General features: G+C 45.8%; 16 protein-coding genes. 9 read left to right on the top strand and 7 right to left on the bottom strand.

Annotation, left to right across the window (positions count from 1 at the left end; genetic code table 11):
* Positions 1–190: 190 nt before the first annotated feature.
* Complete coding sequence (locus tag PG915_RS18780; protein WP_353499932.1) at positions 191–1441, bottom strand: NADH:ubiquinone reductase (Na(+)-transporting) subunit B; 1251 nt, start codon at positions 1439–1441, stop codon at positions 191–193.
* Positions 1442–1583: 142 nt separating this feature from the next.
* On the opposite strand from PG915_RS18780, the gene PG915_RS18775 reads away from it, so the two are divergent.
* The 3 genes from PG915_RS18775 (at position 1584) to PG915_RS18765 (ending at position 5369) form a co-directional block, all read left to right on the top strand.
* Positions 1584–2930 carry a DASH family cryptochrome gene (locus PG915_RS18775; RefSeq protein WP_353499931.1) on the top strand — a complete coding sequence of 449 codons (1347 nt, stop codon included), beginning with the start codon at positions 1584–1586 and terminating at the stop codon, positions 2928–2930.
* 91 nt (positions 2931–3021) lie between these two features.
* Positions 3022–4572, top strand: a complete 1551-nt coding sequence (locus PG915_RS18770; protein WP_353499930.1) for a cryptochrome/photolyase family protein — start codon at positions 3022–3024, stop codon at positions 4570–4572.
* A gap of 41 nt (positions 4573–4613) precedes the next feature.
* On the top strand, positions 4614–5369 hold the full coding sequence (locus tag PG915_RS18765) for an SDR family NAD(P)-dependent oxidoreductase (RefSeq protein WP_353500163.1): 756 nt from the start codon (positions 4614–4616) through the stop codon (positions 5367–5369).
* Here PG915_RS18765 and PG915_RS18760 read toward each other — a convergent pair.
* Positions 5352–5504 carry a DUF2256 domain-containing protein gene (locus PG915_RS18760; protein ID WP_353499929.1) on the bottom strand — a complete coding sequence of 51 codons (153 nt, stop codon included), beginning with the start codon at positions 5502–5504 and terminating at the stop codon, positions 5352–5354. The two genes, PG915_RS18765 and PG915_RS18760, sit on opposite strands and share 18 nt — an antisense overlap.
* 157 nt (positions 5505–5661) lie before the next feature.
* Between PG915_RS18760 and PG915_RS18755 the strand changes: the two genes are divergently transcribed.
* On the top strand, positions 5662–6462 hold the full coding sequence (locus PG915_RS18755) for a PhzF family phenazine biosynthesis protein (protein WP_353499928.1): 801 nt from the start codon (positions 5662–5664) through the stop codon (positions 6460–6462).
* Between the two features lie 78 nt (positions 6463–6540).
* On the top strand, positions 6541–6777 hold the full coding sequence (locus PG915_RS18750; protein ID WP_353499927.1) for a GNAT family N-acetyltransferase: 237 nt from the start codon (positions 6541–6543) through the stop codon (positions 6775–6777).
* 92 nt (positions 6778–6869) lie between these two features.
* Here PG915_RS18750 and PG915_RS18745 read toward each other — a convergent pair whose 3' ends face one another.
* On the bottom strand, positions 6870–8708 hold the full coding sequence (locus tag PG915_RS18745) for a heparin lyase I family protein (RefSeq protein ID WP_353499926.1): 1839 nt from the start codon (positions 8706–8708) through the stop codon (positions 6870–6872).
* Between the two features lie 552 nt (positions 8709–9260).
* Here PG915_RS18745 and PG915_RS18740 point away from each other — a divergent pair.
* Positions 9261–10103 (top strand): alpha/beta fold hydrolase, encoded by an 843-nt coding sequence (locus PG915_RS18740; protein WP_353499925.1) that lies wholly within the window; start codon positions 9261–9263, stop codon positions 10101–10103.
* A 24-nt stretch (positions 10104–10127) separates the two neighbouring features.
* Here PG915_RS18740 and PG915_RS18735 read toward each other — a convergent pair whose 3' ends face one another.
* Complete coding sequence (locus PG915_RS18735) at positions 10128–11222, bottom strand: DUF3541 domain-containing protein (RefSeq protein ID WP_353499924.1); 1095 nt, start codon at positions 11220–11222, stop codon at positions 10128–10130.
* 296 nt (positions 11223–11518) lie between these two features.
* Here PG915_RS18735 and PG915_RS18730 point away from each other — a divergent pair, with 296 nt between their 5' ends.
* Both PG915_RS18730 and PG915_RS18725 read left to right on the top strand, forming a co-directional pair.
* Positions 11519–11674, top strand: a complete 156-nt coding sequence (locus tag PG915_RS18730) for a hypothetical protein (protein ID WP_353499923.1) — start codon at positions 11519–11521, stop codon at positions 11672–11674.
* A gap of 686 nt (positions 11675–12360) precedes the next feature.
* Entirely contained in the window at positions 12361–13617 is a 1257-nt protein-coding gene (locus PG915_RS18725; protein WP_353499922.1) for an MFS transporter, read from the top strand.
* A 93-nt stretch (positions 13618–13710) separates the two neighbouring features.
* On the opposite strand, the gene PG915_RS18720 is transcribed toward PG915_RS18725, so the two are convergent.
* From PG915_RS18720 to PG915_RS18710, 3 genes are all read right to left on the bottom strand, one after another.
* Positions 13711–14436: a sulfite exporter TauE/SafE family protein gene (locus tag PG915_RS18720; RefSeq protein ID WP_353499921.1), complete on the bottom strand. Its 726-nt coding sequence runs from the start codon at positions 14434–14436 to the stop codon at positions 13711–13713.
* Between the two features lie 247 nt (positions 14437–14683).
* Positions 14684–14824 (bottom strand): hypothetical protein, encoded by a 141-nt coding sequence (locus PG915_RS18715; RefSeq protein WP_353499920.1) that lies wholly within the window; start codon positions 14822–14824, stop codon positions 14684–14686.
* 307 nt (positions 14825–15131) lie between these two features.
* The gene (locus tag PG915_RS18710; protein WP_353499919.1) at positions 15132–15851 is read right to left on the bottom strand and encodes an SDR family oxidoreductase; all 720 of its coding nucleotides are present in this window, start codon (positions 15849–15851) and stop codon (positions 15132–15134) included.
* 302 nt (positions 15852–16153) lie between these two features.
* On the opposite strand from PG915_RS18710, the gene PG915_RS18705 reads away from it, so the two are divergent.
* Entirely contained in the window at positions 16154–16630 is a 477-nt protein-coding gene (locus PG915_RS18705) for a L,D-transpeptidase family protein (protein ID WP_353500162.1), read from the top strand.
* Positions 16631–16716: the final 86 nt, after the last annotated feature.

Below are 16716 nucleotides of genomic sequence, written 5' to 3'. Positions count from 1 at the left end.
AAATGCCATGATTTCTTGTAGTTATTTTTACTGTATAGCTATCCAATTATCCAATGAGATGAGTAAATTGTCACTTTCGGATCCTCAGTTTTTGAAAATAGACACTAAAAAAGGCGTGATCTTGCTTCCGCAACAGCATTCTTATAAATGCTGTTGCAGTTTACAATTTGCATTGGACGCTTTTTGAACGTTATTGATTAAGCTTGTTCATCCTACGTGTTCGGCGTTTAACCATAGACTCTTTGACGACATGATCGAACAGCGGAGCAAACAGATTCGCGAACAAGATAGCGAGCATGATGCCTTCTGGGTAAGCAGGGTTGAGTACGCGTATAAATATGGTCATGACGCCTATCAACACACCATAAGCCAGTTTTCCCGAGTCAGTAAATGCAGCGGAAACTGGATCGGTCGCCATAAAGAAGGTACCAAACGCGACGCCACCAATCACAAAGTGCCACCATATCGGCATGGAGAACATAGGGTTGCTATCTGACCCAATCAAATTGAGTAAAGTCGCGGTAGCGGCTAGGCCAATCAATACGCCAAGCACAATACGCCAAGAGGCGATGCCTATCGCAATCAAGAATAGTCCAGCAAGCATGATGAACATCGTCGATACTTCGCCCATGGAGCCTGGCAGGTTGCCAATAAAGGCATCACTCCAAGATCGCGTTTCTCCGGTCATATTATTGATAAGCGCACTTTGACCACCTTCATACCATTGGCTCAGTGGCGTTGCGCCCGAATAACCATCAGCAGCCACCCACACCGTACCGCCAGACATTTGAGCGGGGTAGGCGAAATACAAAAAAGCCCGCCCGGCGAGCGCAGGGTTTAAGAAGTTACGTCCTGTTCCTCCAAACACTTCTTTTGCAACCACTATCCCGAAGGTGATGCCAAGCGCCGCCTGCCACAACGGAATCGTGGGGGGTAAGATGAGTGCAAACAGGATAGAGCTGACGAAGAAGCCCTCGTTGACTTCGTGTTTGCGGACGATAGAGAACAGCACTTCCCAAAAACCGCCGACGATAAATACTGTGGCATAGACAGGCAGAAAGAACAGTGCGCCGTAGAACATTTCACTGCCCCAACCAGCACTGGCCAGTGCCTCCGGTGACCCAAATGCAAGAGATAGACGCCAGCTTTGCTCAAAAACTGGTACCAGTTCATCGAGCGTGTAGGTGACACTAAGTGCCGCTGTCGCTTGATTACCTATGTTGTACATTCCCCAAAACATGGCTGGGAACACTGCGATCCACACCATGATCATGATGCGTTTTAAGTCGATGCTGTCTCGTAAATGAGTGCGGCCTTGGGTTACGTGGCCAGGTGTATAGAAAAGGGTGGCGACAGCTTCATACAGTGGATAGTAAGTTTGGTATTTTCCTCCTGGTTCAAAATGTGGGGCGAGATTGTCGAGTGTTTTTTTGAGTGCCATAACGCTAGCCTCTTATGGTTTAGACATACTTTTTACGTGTGTACTTCGCGAACCGCCCACTCATTGACTAAGCTAACAAGCGCGTCTGTACGTATGTGTAAAGACTGCCCACGCTTAACGCAACGAACATAGCGAGAAAAAGATGGCCATCAAACGAGGATTGTATTGGTTTTATAACGACTTGCGGCTGCATGACAACGCACTGCTTGCTAAAGCGGCTAGAGAGGTTACCTCTCTTCACTGTGTGTTTCTCCCGGAACTAAAAACGCAGTTTGAACGTCGATTTTTGCCAGTTGAAATCAATAATGATGCTAAGCAGCACTTTGCAATGCAGTCAGTTGGAGAGCTCAATCAGTCCCTCAGACAGATTGGGCAAGTGCTCCACAAGTTGGAGGCCGATAGCCTTGGGGAAGCATCGCAGCAGTTAAGCGAGTTGATTGGCCGCTACGACATTACTGACCTGTTCGTTGCACAAACAGCTAGCTGGTACGCTGAGACCGTGGTGGAGCATTTGGCTCGTCAGCACCCAAGACTCAATGTACATAGAGAAGAAAGCCACAGCTTGTTTAGTGCAAACACGCTCCCTTTCGGCTTATCTGATTTGCCCGATTCATTTTCAAAGTTTCGAAAACTGATAGAAAAGCAGCCCATTACCCTTCCCGGTAGTACGGTGACTGAGCTACCACCTCCGATTAATAACCGCCAAGGACTACCAGAAGCGTACGGGTGCTTCGAGCAGGCGTTAGATTTTGGAGAACAAGGCGTCCGTGGTGGTGAGCTTGCAGGACTGGCACATGTGCGAGGATATTTCGAGACGGATGCCGCGCTTAGTTACAAGCAAACACGCAATGCGCTGGATGACTGGCGAAGCTCGACTAAGTTTTCGTTGTGGCTTGCCAATGGCAATGTGTCACCGAGAACGATTGTCAGTCAACTGCATCGTTTTGAAAGGCGGTTTGGCGCGAACGAGTCGACCTACTGGATTGTGTTTGAGCTGCTGTGGCGTGAGTACTTTCATTGGTACGCTCGCTGTCATGGTGCAAGATTGTTTGCGTTTTCAGGTATTAAACACAAGTCACCTCTAACTTCATTTTATGCACAGCGATTTCGGCAGTGGGTAAACGGCACCACTCCTTATCCGGTTGTTAACGCTTGCATGCGTCAGCTCAAACAGACAGGTTATATGTCTAATCGTGGCCGCCAGCTGGTGGCCAGTTGTCTTGTCCACGAACTCGCCATTGATTGGCGACACGGCGCTAATTACTTCCAGCACACATTGATTGATTACGATGTGGCCTCGAATTGGGGGAATTGGCAATACTTGGCAGGTGTCGGGGCAGATCCCCGTGGTCATCGTAAGTTTGACTTACAAAAACAGACACAACTCTATGATCCTGATGAAGTTTTCATCCGTAAATGGGAGGGTGATGGCATATCTATGAGTGTAGATGCAGTAGATGTGGTGGATTGGCCACTCGATAACGGCTAAATGACACGAATAAGGTGTCGCATCATACAGACTGAGTCAGATATCACGGGCAAAACTGACTGCCACCATACAACAGAAAAGGAGAGTAGCGATGGCGTATCAGACGGTTCGACTCATATTGGGTGATCAACTCAACTTACAGCACTCTTGGTTTTCGGATGTTGAAAATGGCGTGCTCTATCTAATTGCCGAACTTAAACAAGAATCAGAATATGTAACACACCACATTCAAAAGCAGGTCGCTTTCTTCCTCGCCATGGAGTCCTTTGCTAATACGTTGGCAGAGCAAGGGCATCATGTGGAACATTTAACGCTTGATGACAGCGCTCGGTTTGAATCGCTAGACGAACTCATTTTCGCAAAGTGTCTACATCATGGCGCTGACTATTTTCAGTATCAAAGACCTGACGAATGGCGCTTGCTCAAGCAACTGAGACAAATCGCATTGCCAGATATTGCGGTGAAAGAGGTGGATACCGAGCACTTTCTGTTGCCGTTTTCAGAGATAAAAGCACTGTTTCCGAAAGGGAAAGCCATCGTTATGGATCGCTTTTATCGGAAAATGCGCAAGAAGCACGGCATGTTGATGGAAAGCGAAGATAAACCGCTTGGAGGAAAATGGAGCTTTGATGCAGACAACAGAAATAAGCTTAAAAGCAATGACTTAAATGACTTACCTGCGCCTCTCCTTTTTGCCAATTCGACGGACGATGTCATCGATCGCATGGTTCGACACGATATCGAGTCCATCGGAGAGATCGGCCAACAATTGCTGTGGCCTATTAATCGGGAGCAATCGCTCAACTTACTCGCCCATTTTTGCCAGATCTGCCTACCTAACTTTGGTCGCTTTCAAGATGCGATGACGGCGGAGCATGAGTCGATGTGGAGTTTGTATCACTGTCGGTTGTCTTTTTCACTCAACAGCAAAATGTTGTCTCCGTTGGAAGTGTTGTACGCCGCTATCAATACCTACTCCGAATCAGAGGGCTCGATTAGCCTAGCGCAGGTGGAAGGTTTCGTGCGTCAAATATTGGGTTGGCGAGAGTACATTCGTGGAATGTACTGGAGCAATATGCCGGAGTATCAGCACAAAAATGCCCTTGAAGCACATCGGGCTTTACCCAAGTTCTACTGGACTGGGGAAACGAAAATGCGCTGCATGCAGCATGCCATCTCTCAATCGCTAGAGTTTGCTTATGCGCATCATATTCAGCGCCTTATGGTCACGGGTAATTTTGCACTATTGACGGAAATTGACCCCGACAAAGTCGAGGAATGGTATCTCGGAATTTATGTCGATGCCATCGAATGGGTCGAAATGCCAAATACGCGGGGAATGGCCTTGTACGCCGATGGTGGGCTTATTGCGACAAAGCCGTATTGCTCAAGCGGTGGCTACATCAATAAGATGAGTGACTATTGTGGTGGCTGCTATTACAACGTAAAAGAGAGAAGCGGCGAGCAAGCTTGTCCGTTTAACGGCTTTTACTGGCGTTTTATGCACAAACATCGTGACAAACTAGCAAGAAACCCACGTGTTGCGATGATATATCGCACCTGGGATCGAATGGCGCCGGAAGTCCAAGACGAGCATCTGACGACCGCAGAAGCCAACTTAGCTCGAATTGATGAGCTATAAGTCGTGAAACTGTTTAGGAGCAAGGGATGTCAGATTTAGGGTTGAACGTTTTGATTGTTGGCGGCTCAGGAGGCATTGGATGGGCGCTATGTAAGACTCTGTCTACACTTCCCAACGTGACAGTAATGGCAACCTATCGACAAGGTGTCCCGAAAGAAGCGGAAGACTATAGTGACATTGTTTGGCTGCCTTTGGATGTTTGCGAGCCTTCACAATACGCGCCTCTGGTTGAAGGGATAACAGAGGTTCTATCCGGGGTGCAAGATAAGGGCGTTGAGCAGCCTGCTCGCCTAGATTGGGTCATAAACTGCGTTGGCCAGCTTTCTATCGACCAAGCGCAGCCAGAGAAAAATCTCAAATCTATTGAGGCTGAGCGGTTTGCAAAAGCGATGCAAGTCAACACATTGCCGACCCTGCTTCTTGCTCAGTATTTACAGTCTCTATTAAGGCGATCCACTGCGCCTCGTTTTGCAACGATTTCAGCTCGCGTTGGCAGTATTAGTGATAACGGTTTAGGGGGCTGGTATAGCTACCGCTGCTCGAAAGCTGCACTGAATATGGCGCTAAAAAATATCAGTATCGAGTGGGGGCGATTAATGCCCAATTCGTGCACGGTTGCTCTTCATCCGGGGACAACCGATACCTCTCTTTCAAAACCCTTTCAAGCTAATGTACCCGAGCACAAACTGTTTTCAACGGACAAAACTGCGCGATTGCTCATAGGTGTGTTGATGTCGCTGCAGCGCGAGAACAATGGCCAGTTTCTTGCCTTCGACGGTTCACTGATCGAGTGGTAATCGATGTTTGTTAGAAGCGCAGCGCTTTGAGCAATATTTTACATCATCCCAGCAGCTTCGCCATTTCTTGCGCCAGTTAAAGTGGCGACGACACACGGGGCACAATTTACTTGGGAGATGAGCTTTGCTGTGCATAGGGCACTCACGTCTAGCTAGGTAAGTTGATATACGAAACCTGGCCGCAGATAGGTGCAAATGTGACTATGATTCCGTGGTTGCGTCAGGTTTATTGAGATATTCGCTCGTTTATTATCTATTCTTTACACAGCAGTGGTGTAAAAGGGTCATTCTTATGAAACTCGATATTTATCAGGTAAACGCGTTTACCGCCGAGCCGTTTAAAGGCAACCCCGCAGGGGTTTGTGTTACGCAGCAGCCGCTGCCAGCATCATTGATGCTCAATATCGCAAAGGAAATGGCGATTTCAGAAACCGCATTTTTGTCGCTTAGCGATAACCGACTTCGCTGGTTTACACCGCAAGTCGAGGTCGCGCTATGTGGTCATGGCACTTTGGCTACGGTTAATGTATTAGATGAGCTTGGATTGCTAGGAGAAGGAGGGGAGTTTACTTTTCAAACTCTGTCTGGAGAGTTGTCTGCTCAAAAATCTGGTGCGCGGATTTCAATGGACTTTCCTTTGTACCCGCCGCTCCCGCGGGCATCCATCTCAGTCGAGCGTTTGGCAGCGTTAGGGCTAAGCAGCGATGATATTGAGTTTGTTGGAGAAGTAGAAGGCGGGAAAGATTTCCTAGTGTTGAAACATGAAGACAGCTTGCACCATCTTCGTCCAAACTTTAATGCGTTATTAGAATCGGATGGTCGGGCAGTGATCGCTACGGCGCAATCTTCGAGAAGCGATGTAGATTTTATTGCCCGTTACTTTGCTCCTTGGGTTGGGGTGAATGAAGACCCGGTCACGGGATCCGCCTACTGCGCTCTCGCCCCATACTGGGCAGAGAAACTCGGAAAGTGTTCCCTTGTGGGGTACCAGGATTCAGAGCGAGGTGGTTACGTCGGTATGATGGTGAAAGGCGAGCGCATTGAACTGTGTGGACAAGCTATGACCCTAATTAGGGGTACGATTGATGTCTAATACTGGTTTTCTATTTTCATGACGCGCTGATTTTCTGTAGTCTTTGCCTTTCTATCCCGGCGTGAATTTGGAGACTTTATGATTGAACACCAACAAGAGCGTCAACGTTTTGTGGTTGCGAAAGATGGCCACGAGAGTGTGTTGGAGTATAAATTAAACGGTAACAGCATCAACTTTACTCGTACTTATGTGCCTGAAGTATTTCGTGGGCAAGGTATCGCCAAACAATTGGTTGATAAGGGGCTGGAATGGGCTCGCGCGGAGCAGTTTGATATCGAAGCAGACTGTTGGTACGTGGCGAAGTTTTTAGATTAACTGAAATTTTTAGGCTCAATTAAGGCTGCAGAGCGACTTTGTTTTAGATCGGCGAATCGTCAGTGACGGTTCGCCGATCTGCTTATTATTGGTTATCGATTCGGATCAAAAGGATAGGGATCAAGCCCATTACTCTCCCCATCATTGTCACTATCGTTATAAATACCATCTACGGGTGCCCGTCCCCACTCTTCCAACGAGCGGTTAATGGCTTTAGACACAGAGACGTTGTCAAAATATACGGTTCTCGCGTCACGAATCTCAGTGTACATACCAAGCTTGGTATAACCGTTGTTGCCAATCAGCAGCGTTTTACCCGCACGATCGAGTTTCAACTCACCATTTACCCAGATCATCACACGACCATCAGCATCTAACGACTTTTTGAAATAGACCCGTATGTCCGTCCAAGTGTCTTGCGGCGCAACGCCAAGATCTACTGTGGGGTAATTTTTAGCGTGGTAGGTCAGTTTAAAGTCACCGTTGTTGCTCAGTCTAATAGCACCATGTGGCCCTGAACTAAAGGATTTCCACTGCGTAACGATGATGGAGTACTTAGTGATGTTTTGCCATGATGCATCAGGGCGAATGCTGGCACTATAGTAGTAGTCATCCCCCGGCGCGAAGTTGTAATCGCTGTTCATAAAGGCAATTTCACTACGATACGCGGGTGGCTCTCCATAAAATTTGAGCACATGCTCACCGGTTCTTGCCCAAGGGACGTTCTCTACTTGGTAATAGTGGTAGCTCGCTGGCTCTTTTGTCAGTGAGTCATAGCTACTTGAAAATGAAGCAGTCAGCGCTTGATTCAACCCAGATTGAGGGTCACCATTTTCGAAGCCGGCAGTGTAAATAGGGGCTGCATCCTCAATAGGTGTCGTGCGATCTATTTGGACTCTTACCCATTCTGATTCGGATAAATTGAAACCATCATCAACGCGGTAGCTAAATTCATCAAGACCGACAAAATCTACAGAAGGTGTATATAGGACTCTGCCTTCTGCGACACTAATGGTGCCGTAGGTTGGCTGTTCTGACAGAATGATGGTGAGTTGATCGTTTTCAGGATCACTATCATTGGCGAGCACGTCACACAGTAACTGCTGATTTTCAGCGCCTACGCATTGATCCGGCTGAGTGCTGGTGGTGATATTTTCTGAGCGTGTTGGGTCGAGTGGGTAATCATCATCGACATCGGGTACACCATCATTATCATCATCGGGATCTTGGTTGTCACCAATACCGTCTTTGTCTGAATCTTTAGTTTCTGTTGGGTCGTTAGGGAAGGCATCTTCGGCATCGACAACACCGTCACCATCAGAATCCTTTGATAGTGGTGACAGGTCGAATTGTATTCTATCGACGCGCACAGAGCCGTCTCGGGCAAATAAGGTGAAAGTGTGTTCGCCTGCAGTGAGGTAAAGCGTGTACGGTTCGGTCTGCTCAAAATTTCGTACTACCCCTGAACTGGATAGGAAAGGCATTTCCACTAAGACATCCCCTCCCTCATGCAGCTCGACAGAGCGAACTGTTGTCGAGGTTGAACCAAGCCAAGCTGAGAACTCATAGTAACCAGACTCTGAGACATTCACGGTATAGTTCATCCATTCATTTCGACCAAACCAGCCGACATGGACTTTGCCATCGTGAGTAGAGAAATCCACCCCTTCGTTTCGATAATTCTTTGAACCTAGGTTATCCACTTCTCGATCCGAGTAGGCAACACCTTGACCACCGAGATCGAAGTCTTCCGCTTCAATGACGGTAGGGAGCTCATGAAACGGCAGAGCCCATTTGGTTGGATCCCAAGGAAAAACATCCAAACTGTCATTGATACCATCTCCATCGGTATCGTTAGCCAACGCTGTTGTCGACGCACAGGCAAGCGCAACGGCCATCACCAGTGTTCGTTTTTTTATGGTTGTGGACATAATGCCACTCCTTATTTATAGGTAAGCAAAGCTTCACCGCCAAGCGTACTTGGCGGTGGATATTGAAAATAGGAGTGCACTCACCTTCAACATAGCGAAGTTAATTTATATATCAAACTGGGTTTATATTGGCCTGGTGAATGGTTTATTGAGTCGGGTAAGTAAATTGAATATCTATTGTCGCTTTTTATATTAACAACGAGAAAGTGACGGTTTTGACTATTTAGGCCTTGTCTCTCTAGGGGTTAAATGAAGTCGGAGCTAATCTAAGTGTGCAAAGCCAATGATCTCTGGAGCTAAAACTATGATTTTGGTTCCGCACTTGAGGGGGCTTATTGGGGTAAGTTGTATAGCGTTTAAGATAGCCCACCTTTCGCTATCTATCAGTTGTTAATAGTTTTTATATCAATAAGTTGTGCTACGCGTTTTCTCAATGTTCTATTGACCACTAATATGTCGTAATTTGGAACAAAAATCCCTTCATCCCCTTCTAGTACAGGTAGTACCAGTTTGATATGCTAAAAGCGGTTCGGTGGTTTGGAGAGAAGTAACATGATGCGGAAGAATTGGGCACTGTTTGTACCCGCAATATTACTTGTAGGATGTAGCAAACCCGAAATGGATGTCAGTGACGCGCAGTTTCAGTCTCATCATGGCGAGCAGGTCGTGATAGTGCATGGTTTAGCTCGCAGCGCTTGGTCGATGCAAAATATGTCGAAGGGCATTGCAGATCAGGGTTATCAAGTTTGTGTTGTAGACTATCCAACGCTGCGTCAGCCCATTGAAAATACTTTGGATAAAAGTGCCGATGAATTGTCACGCTGCATCTCAGAGTTTAATGACTCTACTCAGAAAAGAGATAATCAGGCATTGGCGCAGCATGCTTCTGGTGAGCACGTTCCTACCAATTTTGCGCTAAAAAATCACGCCAAAATCCATTTTGTTGGTCACTCGCTGGGTGGGTTGGTGATTCGCTCTTATCTTGCTGAGCACCCTGACTTTGTTCATTCTGAGCAAATGGGTAATGTGGTCTTTGTAGGCACACCTAATCATGGCAGTGATGTTGCTGATTTCTTTTCTGATACCTGGATGTTGTCATTAGTGGGTGGAACCGCAGAATCATTGACGACAAACCCAGAGAGCTTTCCGAACCGTCTTCCGCTTCCCAACTATAACTTTGGCGTTATCGCTGGCACACAAAGTTACCCGGTGTTCAATGGTATGTTTGCCAAAACCAATGATGGTTTGGTGTCCGTTGAATCAACAAAGTTAAAAGGCATGCAAGACTTTATCGAAGTCGACATTAAGCATGACAGGTTGCGCCGAGATCCTTATGTGACCGGGCTTATAGTGCAGTTTCTTCAGGTAGGACAATTTGAACCTAGCCGTGAATGAATTAACGGCTGACGCTTCTACTTTCTATGCTGCGGGTCGCACGCCGTAAGGCAACTGCTTGAAGAGCTTTGGATCCGATGACACATTCGGACCGATATAGGGTGCTCTCCAGTCAAGCAACATAATGGCGAGTACGTTGCGATGCTCGCCATAAGCAAAATCGAAATCGCCAGATACTGATGGGATCATGCCATGTTTCTTATCAACGGCACGAGCGATAGCGGCGCGAGCTTTCTTTACAACAGGATCATCATGAAGTCCTGCTAACAAAAAGCTGATCCCCACTTCAGCAACAATATCTTCCTTGGTGTGCTTGATAATGTCATCGATGTTGCGACGGAAATAATCATAAATCCATTGATGATCTTTTTCGTTGACGGGGCGTTGATAGTAACCCGAATCCGCCAAAATGATGTGTGTCATACCATAGAGTTTGTTGCCAAACTGCTGCTTGCTTAGGCGGTAGTCTTCGCTATCTGGGTAAGTGCGTTGGAACGCGTCGACAAACTCAGAAACCAAATCTTGCTCCCCGATCTGTCGCAACCAATACGCTTGGTTGGCAAGTTGCGCAGCCCATGCGGTAATCATTGTCTTGTCAGTCAGAACGCTTTCAAAATCGTAGCTTCGAAGTACTTTGCGTAGTTTTTGATCAGACTTATGAGTGACTCCATATTCTTGCAATCTGGCAAGATACCGTAAAAGGTCGAGCCCCATATAGAAGTAGTCTGGGTTGTTTTTGGTTGCGGCATAACGGCGCTGACTGCGCTCATCTTTACCTTTTTTGTATTCATTTAAGCGAGCAAGCGAGTGCTGACGAATTGTTTTGGGCGTGGTGACCTCTGCAGCTATTTGATTTAATCGATCAGTGACATTTGCAAGGTCGACCAAAATAGTAGTGTGGTATTTCTCGTCTTGAGTTTGGCGGTACATACGTAACCCAAAATGCCCTTGTTTATAGGGAGATAGAGAGAATAGCTTGGACTCGTAAGTATCTTTAACCACGTTCGCGTATGCCTGAAGCTGATGCTGGCTAGGAGAGTTGTTCAGATCAAAGATACTAGCACCGCTTACCAAAAAGGCACTCAGAATTAGAATCAGCAGTCTTTTATTCAATAGCATAGCGTTTACCCAGTGGATCGAGATCTTCCAAGTGTAGGAACAAACCGACAGTGCTGTGTAATGGTTGGGTTAGACTTATTATTGTTGTGAATGTGTGGTGTCAAAATGCGCGAAAGTGAATAGACAATCTTGATTTATTGGGTGGGTGAATGGGTTGGTCTTTGTTATTTGTGGTGGTTATTTATACAGTTAAATGATGCTAATTCTTTGCTGATCTTTGAAAATCTTGTCTATGCTGAAAAAGCGAGGCACGGAGACTGCCTCGTAGAACAAGACTTTAGTAAGGAGTTTTCATAATGAAGTCATTAATTGTGTTCGTGCTAAGCACGGTATGTTCGTTTTTTGCTTTTGCTGATGATGCAGGTGCACCAGGCAATATCTGTTTAACTGATACGGGGCTGGTGGTAACTACTCATCTCGATACCTGCCCGAAAGACATGAAAAAACTTTAATCCGATTGAACCAGCATTCTGCTGGTTCAACTTTTGTACATCTTCGATATTTATCCTTTGTTTTATTTTATCATTTTGAATATCTAGCTATAGAAATCAACTTATGAATAAATTCATTTCCCCAAGTGGAAAAATACCGCAGTAAATTACCCGGGTATTTTACTGCGGTATTTTTATTGGGAATTAAATTAGGTCGGAATTAAATTTGCCCACTTCTATTCGAATTTTTGCTGGATGACATATTGTTCTATTTTTCATCATTATAGGTCAATGTGGCTATAAAAGATGCTTATTTTTAACCTTTTTAGAACGTTATTTGCCCCATTTAGTTGATTATTTAACGTTTGTTTAGCAATTGGCTTTTTCAAATTAGAGGATTTTATAATTTTGAGACATTGAGCATGACTATTTTTTCAAAATATTGATTCAGGCTATTTCAATATTTAAGTTTGGTAGTAAGTTAATAATCAACAAGCAAAGCGATATGTTCTATAGATAACATAAATAAATGTTACACACGAAGTAACATTTAATCTGTCGTCGTAGGGTTATTGTACTTGTTTGATACCAGTCAGAATGAAAGGCCACGGTGGCCTACTTATTTACCAGAAGGATGCTTGCTGAAATTTTGCGGTATGAAAGCAAACAGTGCTTTCAGACAAGCAAGAGGGATGCGCAGAATAGTTATGCTAAAAAATCTATTTAACAAACTTGGGATCGAACTTTGGTTCTCTGCCCACCTTGCCTACGGCTTTGTACAGCTAGTTTTCATTCCGATTGTCATGCCTGCCTTTGTTGCAGAGCGCACAGGCAGCTTTGCAAACGCTGGTCTAGCAATGGGGTTCTTCGGTGTTGCAGGTCTTGCAGCTCCAGTCATTGGTTTATTGGCCGATAAATTTAAGGCGCATCGCCTAGCACAGTTCCTTGGTATGATTGCGTATATCGTTGCGGGTTTCTGCTACATCGCAGCGGGTACAGATTTCAACATGATGGCAATTGGTTCGGTGTTCTTTGGTTTAGGTTCGGCGACATTGCTAATGCTTAACCCAGTGTTTATCGCGTTTGCAGGTTATGACAATAAGACGGAAGCATTAAAGCTAGGACGTATGGCGCAAGCTGCAATCATTGGTACGCTATTGGGTGGCGGCGCACTGGCTGCCCTAACTGATGGTGGTTTTGGCTACGAGACAAGCTTCTACACTATGATGGCGACTGTTGCGGTGCTGTCAGTGATTACTTTTCTAACCAATAAAGAAGCGGGTCAGCGTGTGCTGGATACGGCAGAAGCGCGTGAAAAGGCGGCGGCAGAAGAAGCTCAAGAGAAAGTGAACCTAATCAAAGTGATTTTCTCTAAGTTTGGTCTGTTTCTATTTGCGGTAGCGGCATTGTGTGCGGGTCAAGGTGCATTCCAAGCCCAGTTCCCTAACCTAATGAAAAATGCCTTTACGGTTTCAGAAGCCTTGTCGGCAACCAGCCTGTCAATTTCAGCGGTACTAGGTCTGATTATTGTTGTCGCAGCAGAGCGTTTCTCTGCGAAGTTTGGTCCCACAGCACTATTTAAGCTATGTACTGTCGCATCGATTGTGGTTATCGTGGCGCTATACTTTATCGCAGAGCTTCAGTTTATCCCTACAGTGATTCTGCCAATGGCTTTGGTCATTATTTACCTGCAAGGCATTACCGTTACAGACATGTGTTCACCAGCGGTTGCATCACGTTTGACGCGTGTTGGTGCAGGTTACACACAAGGTCTAATGATGTTCTTCATCTCAATCGGTTTTGCTACAGGTAGCGCAATCAGTGGCTTTACCGTTGAAGAATTTAGCTGGAGCGCACTACCGGTCGCGATTGGTGTACTGACAGCGATAGCGTTTGTTGCCATTTGGATTGTAACGCGTGACAAGCAATCATCAGATCACTCTGCTGACGCAAAACATGCGTAATCTAGTTTGATTTGAGCGATGAAAAAGGAGCGATTTCGCTCCTTTTTTGTGCTTGTTGATTTGACAGCAACGAGTAAAAGTGGATAGGTGAATCTAAAAGCTCTGCCAAATGGCGGTGATGCCACTTAATGAACATAGCACTAGTGCTGCAAGGCGAATCTTCTCTTTCGGCAACGAGTCTGTGGTGAGCTTAGCTAACTGGTAGCCAAGCCATGCTGCTGGGATAAGTGGAACCGTAATAAACAAATGGTGCGTGGTTAAAAAACCAATGGGTGCTTGCATCAGGAGTGAAATAAACGAGCTAAACACAAAAAATGCAGAGAGGTTGCCGCGCAGCTGATTGGCTTCTTGGTGTTGAAGCAACAATGCCATTGGTGGGCCACCAATGCCGCTGCTGGTACCAAAAAAGCCCGAGAAGAAACCAGCGATCCCCATTCTTACAGGAGTCGGCTCAATGCGAACAGGAAGCAGGCTGACGACAACCGCAAAGACAACCAGTAACCCTAACCAAAGTGACAATACTTGCGTTGATACATAAAGCAGAAGCCCAGCGCCAGCAATAGAACCCGGGATACGCCCAATGATGGCCATTTTGAGCCCACCAATGGCAATGCTGCTGCGATGCTTCATTGCGTTGAGGATCGAAATAAAGAGCGCAACTAAACAGATCGGCGCAGGCACGTAGTCGGGAGATACTTGGAAGAGCAAAGGCGCGGCTACAATGGCCAGCCCAAAACCAATGGCGGTTTGCACGTAGGAGCCAACAAAAATGAGCAGCATGGCAATAAGCGATGTTTGGCTAAACCAATCAGCGAACATGGGTTGTCCCTTTTCAAACAACAATGCGAAGCCCATTGTACCTGCAACTTAGTCCAAGCGGCATAGTAAGGTGAAGATAAATCTTGCGTTGTGAGAAGGTTGTGTAACGAGGTCAGGCTCTGTAAATGCCACGAGCAAAGGCCAAAGTTCAATTGATATAAAAATGGGAGCAAAAGCTCCCAAATATAATATAAAGCAACGAAAAGGTTAAATAGAGGTCTGTCGCGATATATTCCCTACAAACCGCTTATTCAGAGTTTTCCATCCCTGTGTAAAGTAGCTCTGCTGCTATCACACCAGTACTGAATGTGATACCCGCCATTAAGAGCACGATAGCGTACTTACTTGCAATGATGCATAAACCTAAGGTATTGATAATTCTATCCATTTCACTTCTCCTTCATTCAGGAATCGTTATTGACTAACGCTATTTTACGCCAGGGAAGAGAAGGGATTTGCGATATGACGCTACTAATAATAAAGCTTTTGCAACTATATGCTGAAAAATCAGACAGCGTCATAGAATTACAACTGATTACAAAATAAACGTTTTGCAATACTTATATTCAAAGTGTTTCGATTCATTTATTTGCTGCTTTTCAGACGTATTTTTTAAATTGGATTGGCTTTAATGGCTAAAAAATGGTCATAAAAAAGGCGATGCTACTGAGCATCGCCACTGTTAAAAAAAGCGCCTATGGCTGCTGACGAGTTGGCGCCAGAACGATTTCTCGAACACACACATTTTGAGGCTGCGCGTAAGCGAACTCAACGGCTCTCGCCACATCATCAGCCGCTAGTACGCCGCCCATGACCTCTTTCCACTCATCGTAGCCGTCTTTGATCTCTTGAGAAGTTGTATGTGACAGCAGCTCGGTCTCAACGGCACCTGGAGCGATAGTGACAACACGTACATCAGATTCAGCCACTTCTTCACGCACGTTTTCAGAGATAGCATGCACGGCAAATTTAGTACCGCAGTATGCAGCGTGATTACCAAAGGTTTTACGTCCAGCAATGGAGCTGATGTTGATGATAGTACCAGCATTGCGTGCTTTCATTGGTGCCAGCACCGCTTGCATACCATTTAGAAGGCCAATCACGTTGACGTCGAACATGGCTTTCCACTCAGATGCCTCTTGAGTGTCGATTTGGCCAAGTAGCATGACACCTGCGTTGTTGATTAACGCGTCAGCAGGGCCAAAAGCTTGTTCCGCTTTTTGAATCGCTGCTTCGAAAGTCGCTTTGTCAGTAATGTCGACTTTTTCACACAAAGTGTTTGGTAATTCTAGTGCTTCAAGTTTTTCGACGCGACGAGCAAGCAGTAATAGAGGATGGCCAGCGTCACTTAGACGACGAGCAATAGCTTCACCAATACCAGAGCTGGCACCTGTAATAACAACGAGCTTTTTCATGTGTTCACCTTAACGATTGTTTGGACTTCTCTGTGAAGTTGCTAAGTAGTTTAGTCAATTTATTATTGTTGATATATGGGGATTTAATAAAAACAGTGTTGTCATATGACAACAAAAACAAGATGAATCTATTCCTATAATGTATTCAGTCGCTTGCATCAAATAGCGTTCAGAGCTCAACCCATAACTAGGACTTTTCGTTGGAACCTAGAGTGGGAAGGGGTAGAATCGGCCTCCCAAGGCTTGATTTGCTTGGGGTATGAGAGGAAAGACTGATGTATAAGTGGTTATTAGTTTTGGTGATGGTCATCGCGTTGCCTACGCAAGCTCAAGGTTTTGTGCTTGAAAAACAGGCAGTGGTTGATCGCGTGGAAGTGAAAAAGTCTGTCAGGCGAATGTATTTGATGGACGGTGACGTTGTGGTTCGGGAGTATCGTATTGCTCTGGGTAAGAGTCCACGCGGCCATAAGATCCAAGAAGGGGACAACCGCACGCCAGAAGGAAAGTATTACTTAGACTTCGTGATGGATGATTCGGCCTTTTATCGCTCAATGCACATTAGCTATCCCAACCTCAGAGACAAGAATCGAGCGGAGAGTTTGGGGGTCAGCCCAGGTGGTAACATCAAGATCCACGGTTTAAAAAATGGCGATCGCCGAGCGGCACAGTTTATTCAGAGTTTTGATTGGACGAATGGCTGTATCGCCATCACTAATGAAGAGATGGATGAACTCGTTTCTTTGGTGAAAATAGGCACCCCTATCTACATTCGTTGGTAACGATGAACAACTCTGACTGCAAATTAGGTGCTCTGAGATAGCAGAGCACCATGTATCGTAAAGCACCAATTATTTCAAAACACTTG

Origin of the sequence: Vibrio sp. CB1-14, from assembly GCF_040412085.2 — a bacterium.
Taxonomy (GTDB): Bacteria; Pseudomonadota; Gammaproteobacteria; order Enterobacterales; family Vibrionaceae; genus Vibrio; species Vibrio chaetopteri.
This window is presented reverse-complemented; position numbering and strand designations above follow the sequence as displayed.

Coding starts and splice junctions, on each gene's coding strand:
- PG915_RS18780 (WP_353499932.1), bottom strand. CDS start 1,441: ATGGCACTCAAAAAAACACTCGACAATCTCGCCCCACATTTTGAACCA.
- PG915_RS18775 (WP_353499931.1), top strand. CDS start 1,584: ATGGCCATCAAACGAGGATTGTATTGGTTTTATAACGACTTGCGGCTG.
- PG915_RS18770 (WP_353499930.1), top strand. CDS start 3,022: ATGGCGTATCAGACGGTTCGACTCATATTGGGTGATCAACTCAACTTA.
- PG915_RS18760 (WP_353499929.1), bottom strand. CDS start 5,504: ATGCACAGCAAAGCTCATCTCCCAAGTAAATTGTGCCCCGTGTGTCGT.
- PG915_RS18755 (WP_353499928.1), top strand. CDS start 5,662: ATGAAACTCGATATTTATCAGGTAAACGCGTTTACCGCCGAGCCGTTT.
- PG915_RS18750 (WP_353499927.1), top strand. CDS start 6,541: ATGATTGAACACCAACAAGAGCGTCAACGTTTTGTGGTTGCGAAAGAT.
- PG915_RS18745 (WP_353499926.1), bottom strand. CDS start 8,708: ATGTCCACAACCATAAAAAAACGAACACTGGTGATGGCCGTTGCGCTT.
- PG915_RS18740 (WP_353499925.1), top strand. CDS start 9,261: ATGATGCGGAAGAATTGGGCACTGTTTGTACCCGCAATATTACTTGTA.
- PG915_RS18735 (WP_353499924.1), bottom strand. CDS start 11,222: ATGCTATTGAATAAAAGACTGCTGATTCTAATTCTGAGTGCCTTTTTG.
- PG915_RS18730 (WP_353499923.1), top strand. CDS start 11,519: ATGAAGTCATTAATTGTGTTCGTGCTAAGCACGGTATGTTCGTTTTTT.
- PG915_RS18725 (WP_353499922.1), top strand. CDS start 12,361: ATGCTAAAAAATCTATTTAACAAACTTGGGATCGAACTTTGGTTCTCT.
- PG915_RS18720 (WP_353499921.1), bottom strand. CDS start 14,436: ATGTTCGCTGATTGGTTTAGCCAAACATCGCTTATTGCCATGCTGCTC.
- PG915_RS18715 (WP_353499920.1), bottom strand. CDS start 14,824: ATGGATAGAATTATCAATACCTTAGGTTTATGCATCATTGCAAGTAAG.
- PG915_RS18710 (WP_353499919.1), bottom strand. CDS start 15,851: ATGAAAAAGCTCGTTGTTATTACAGGTGCCAGCTCTGGTATTGGTGAA.
- PG915_RS18705 (WP_353500162.1), top strand. CDS start 16,154: ATGGTCATCGCGTTGCCTACGCAAGCTCAAGGTTTTGTGCTTGAAAAA.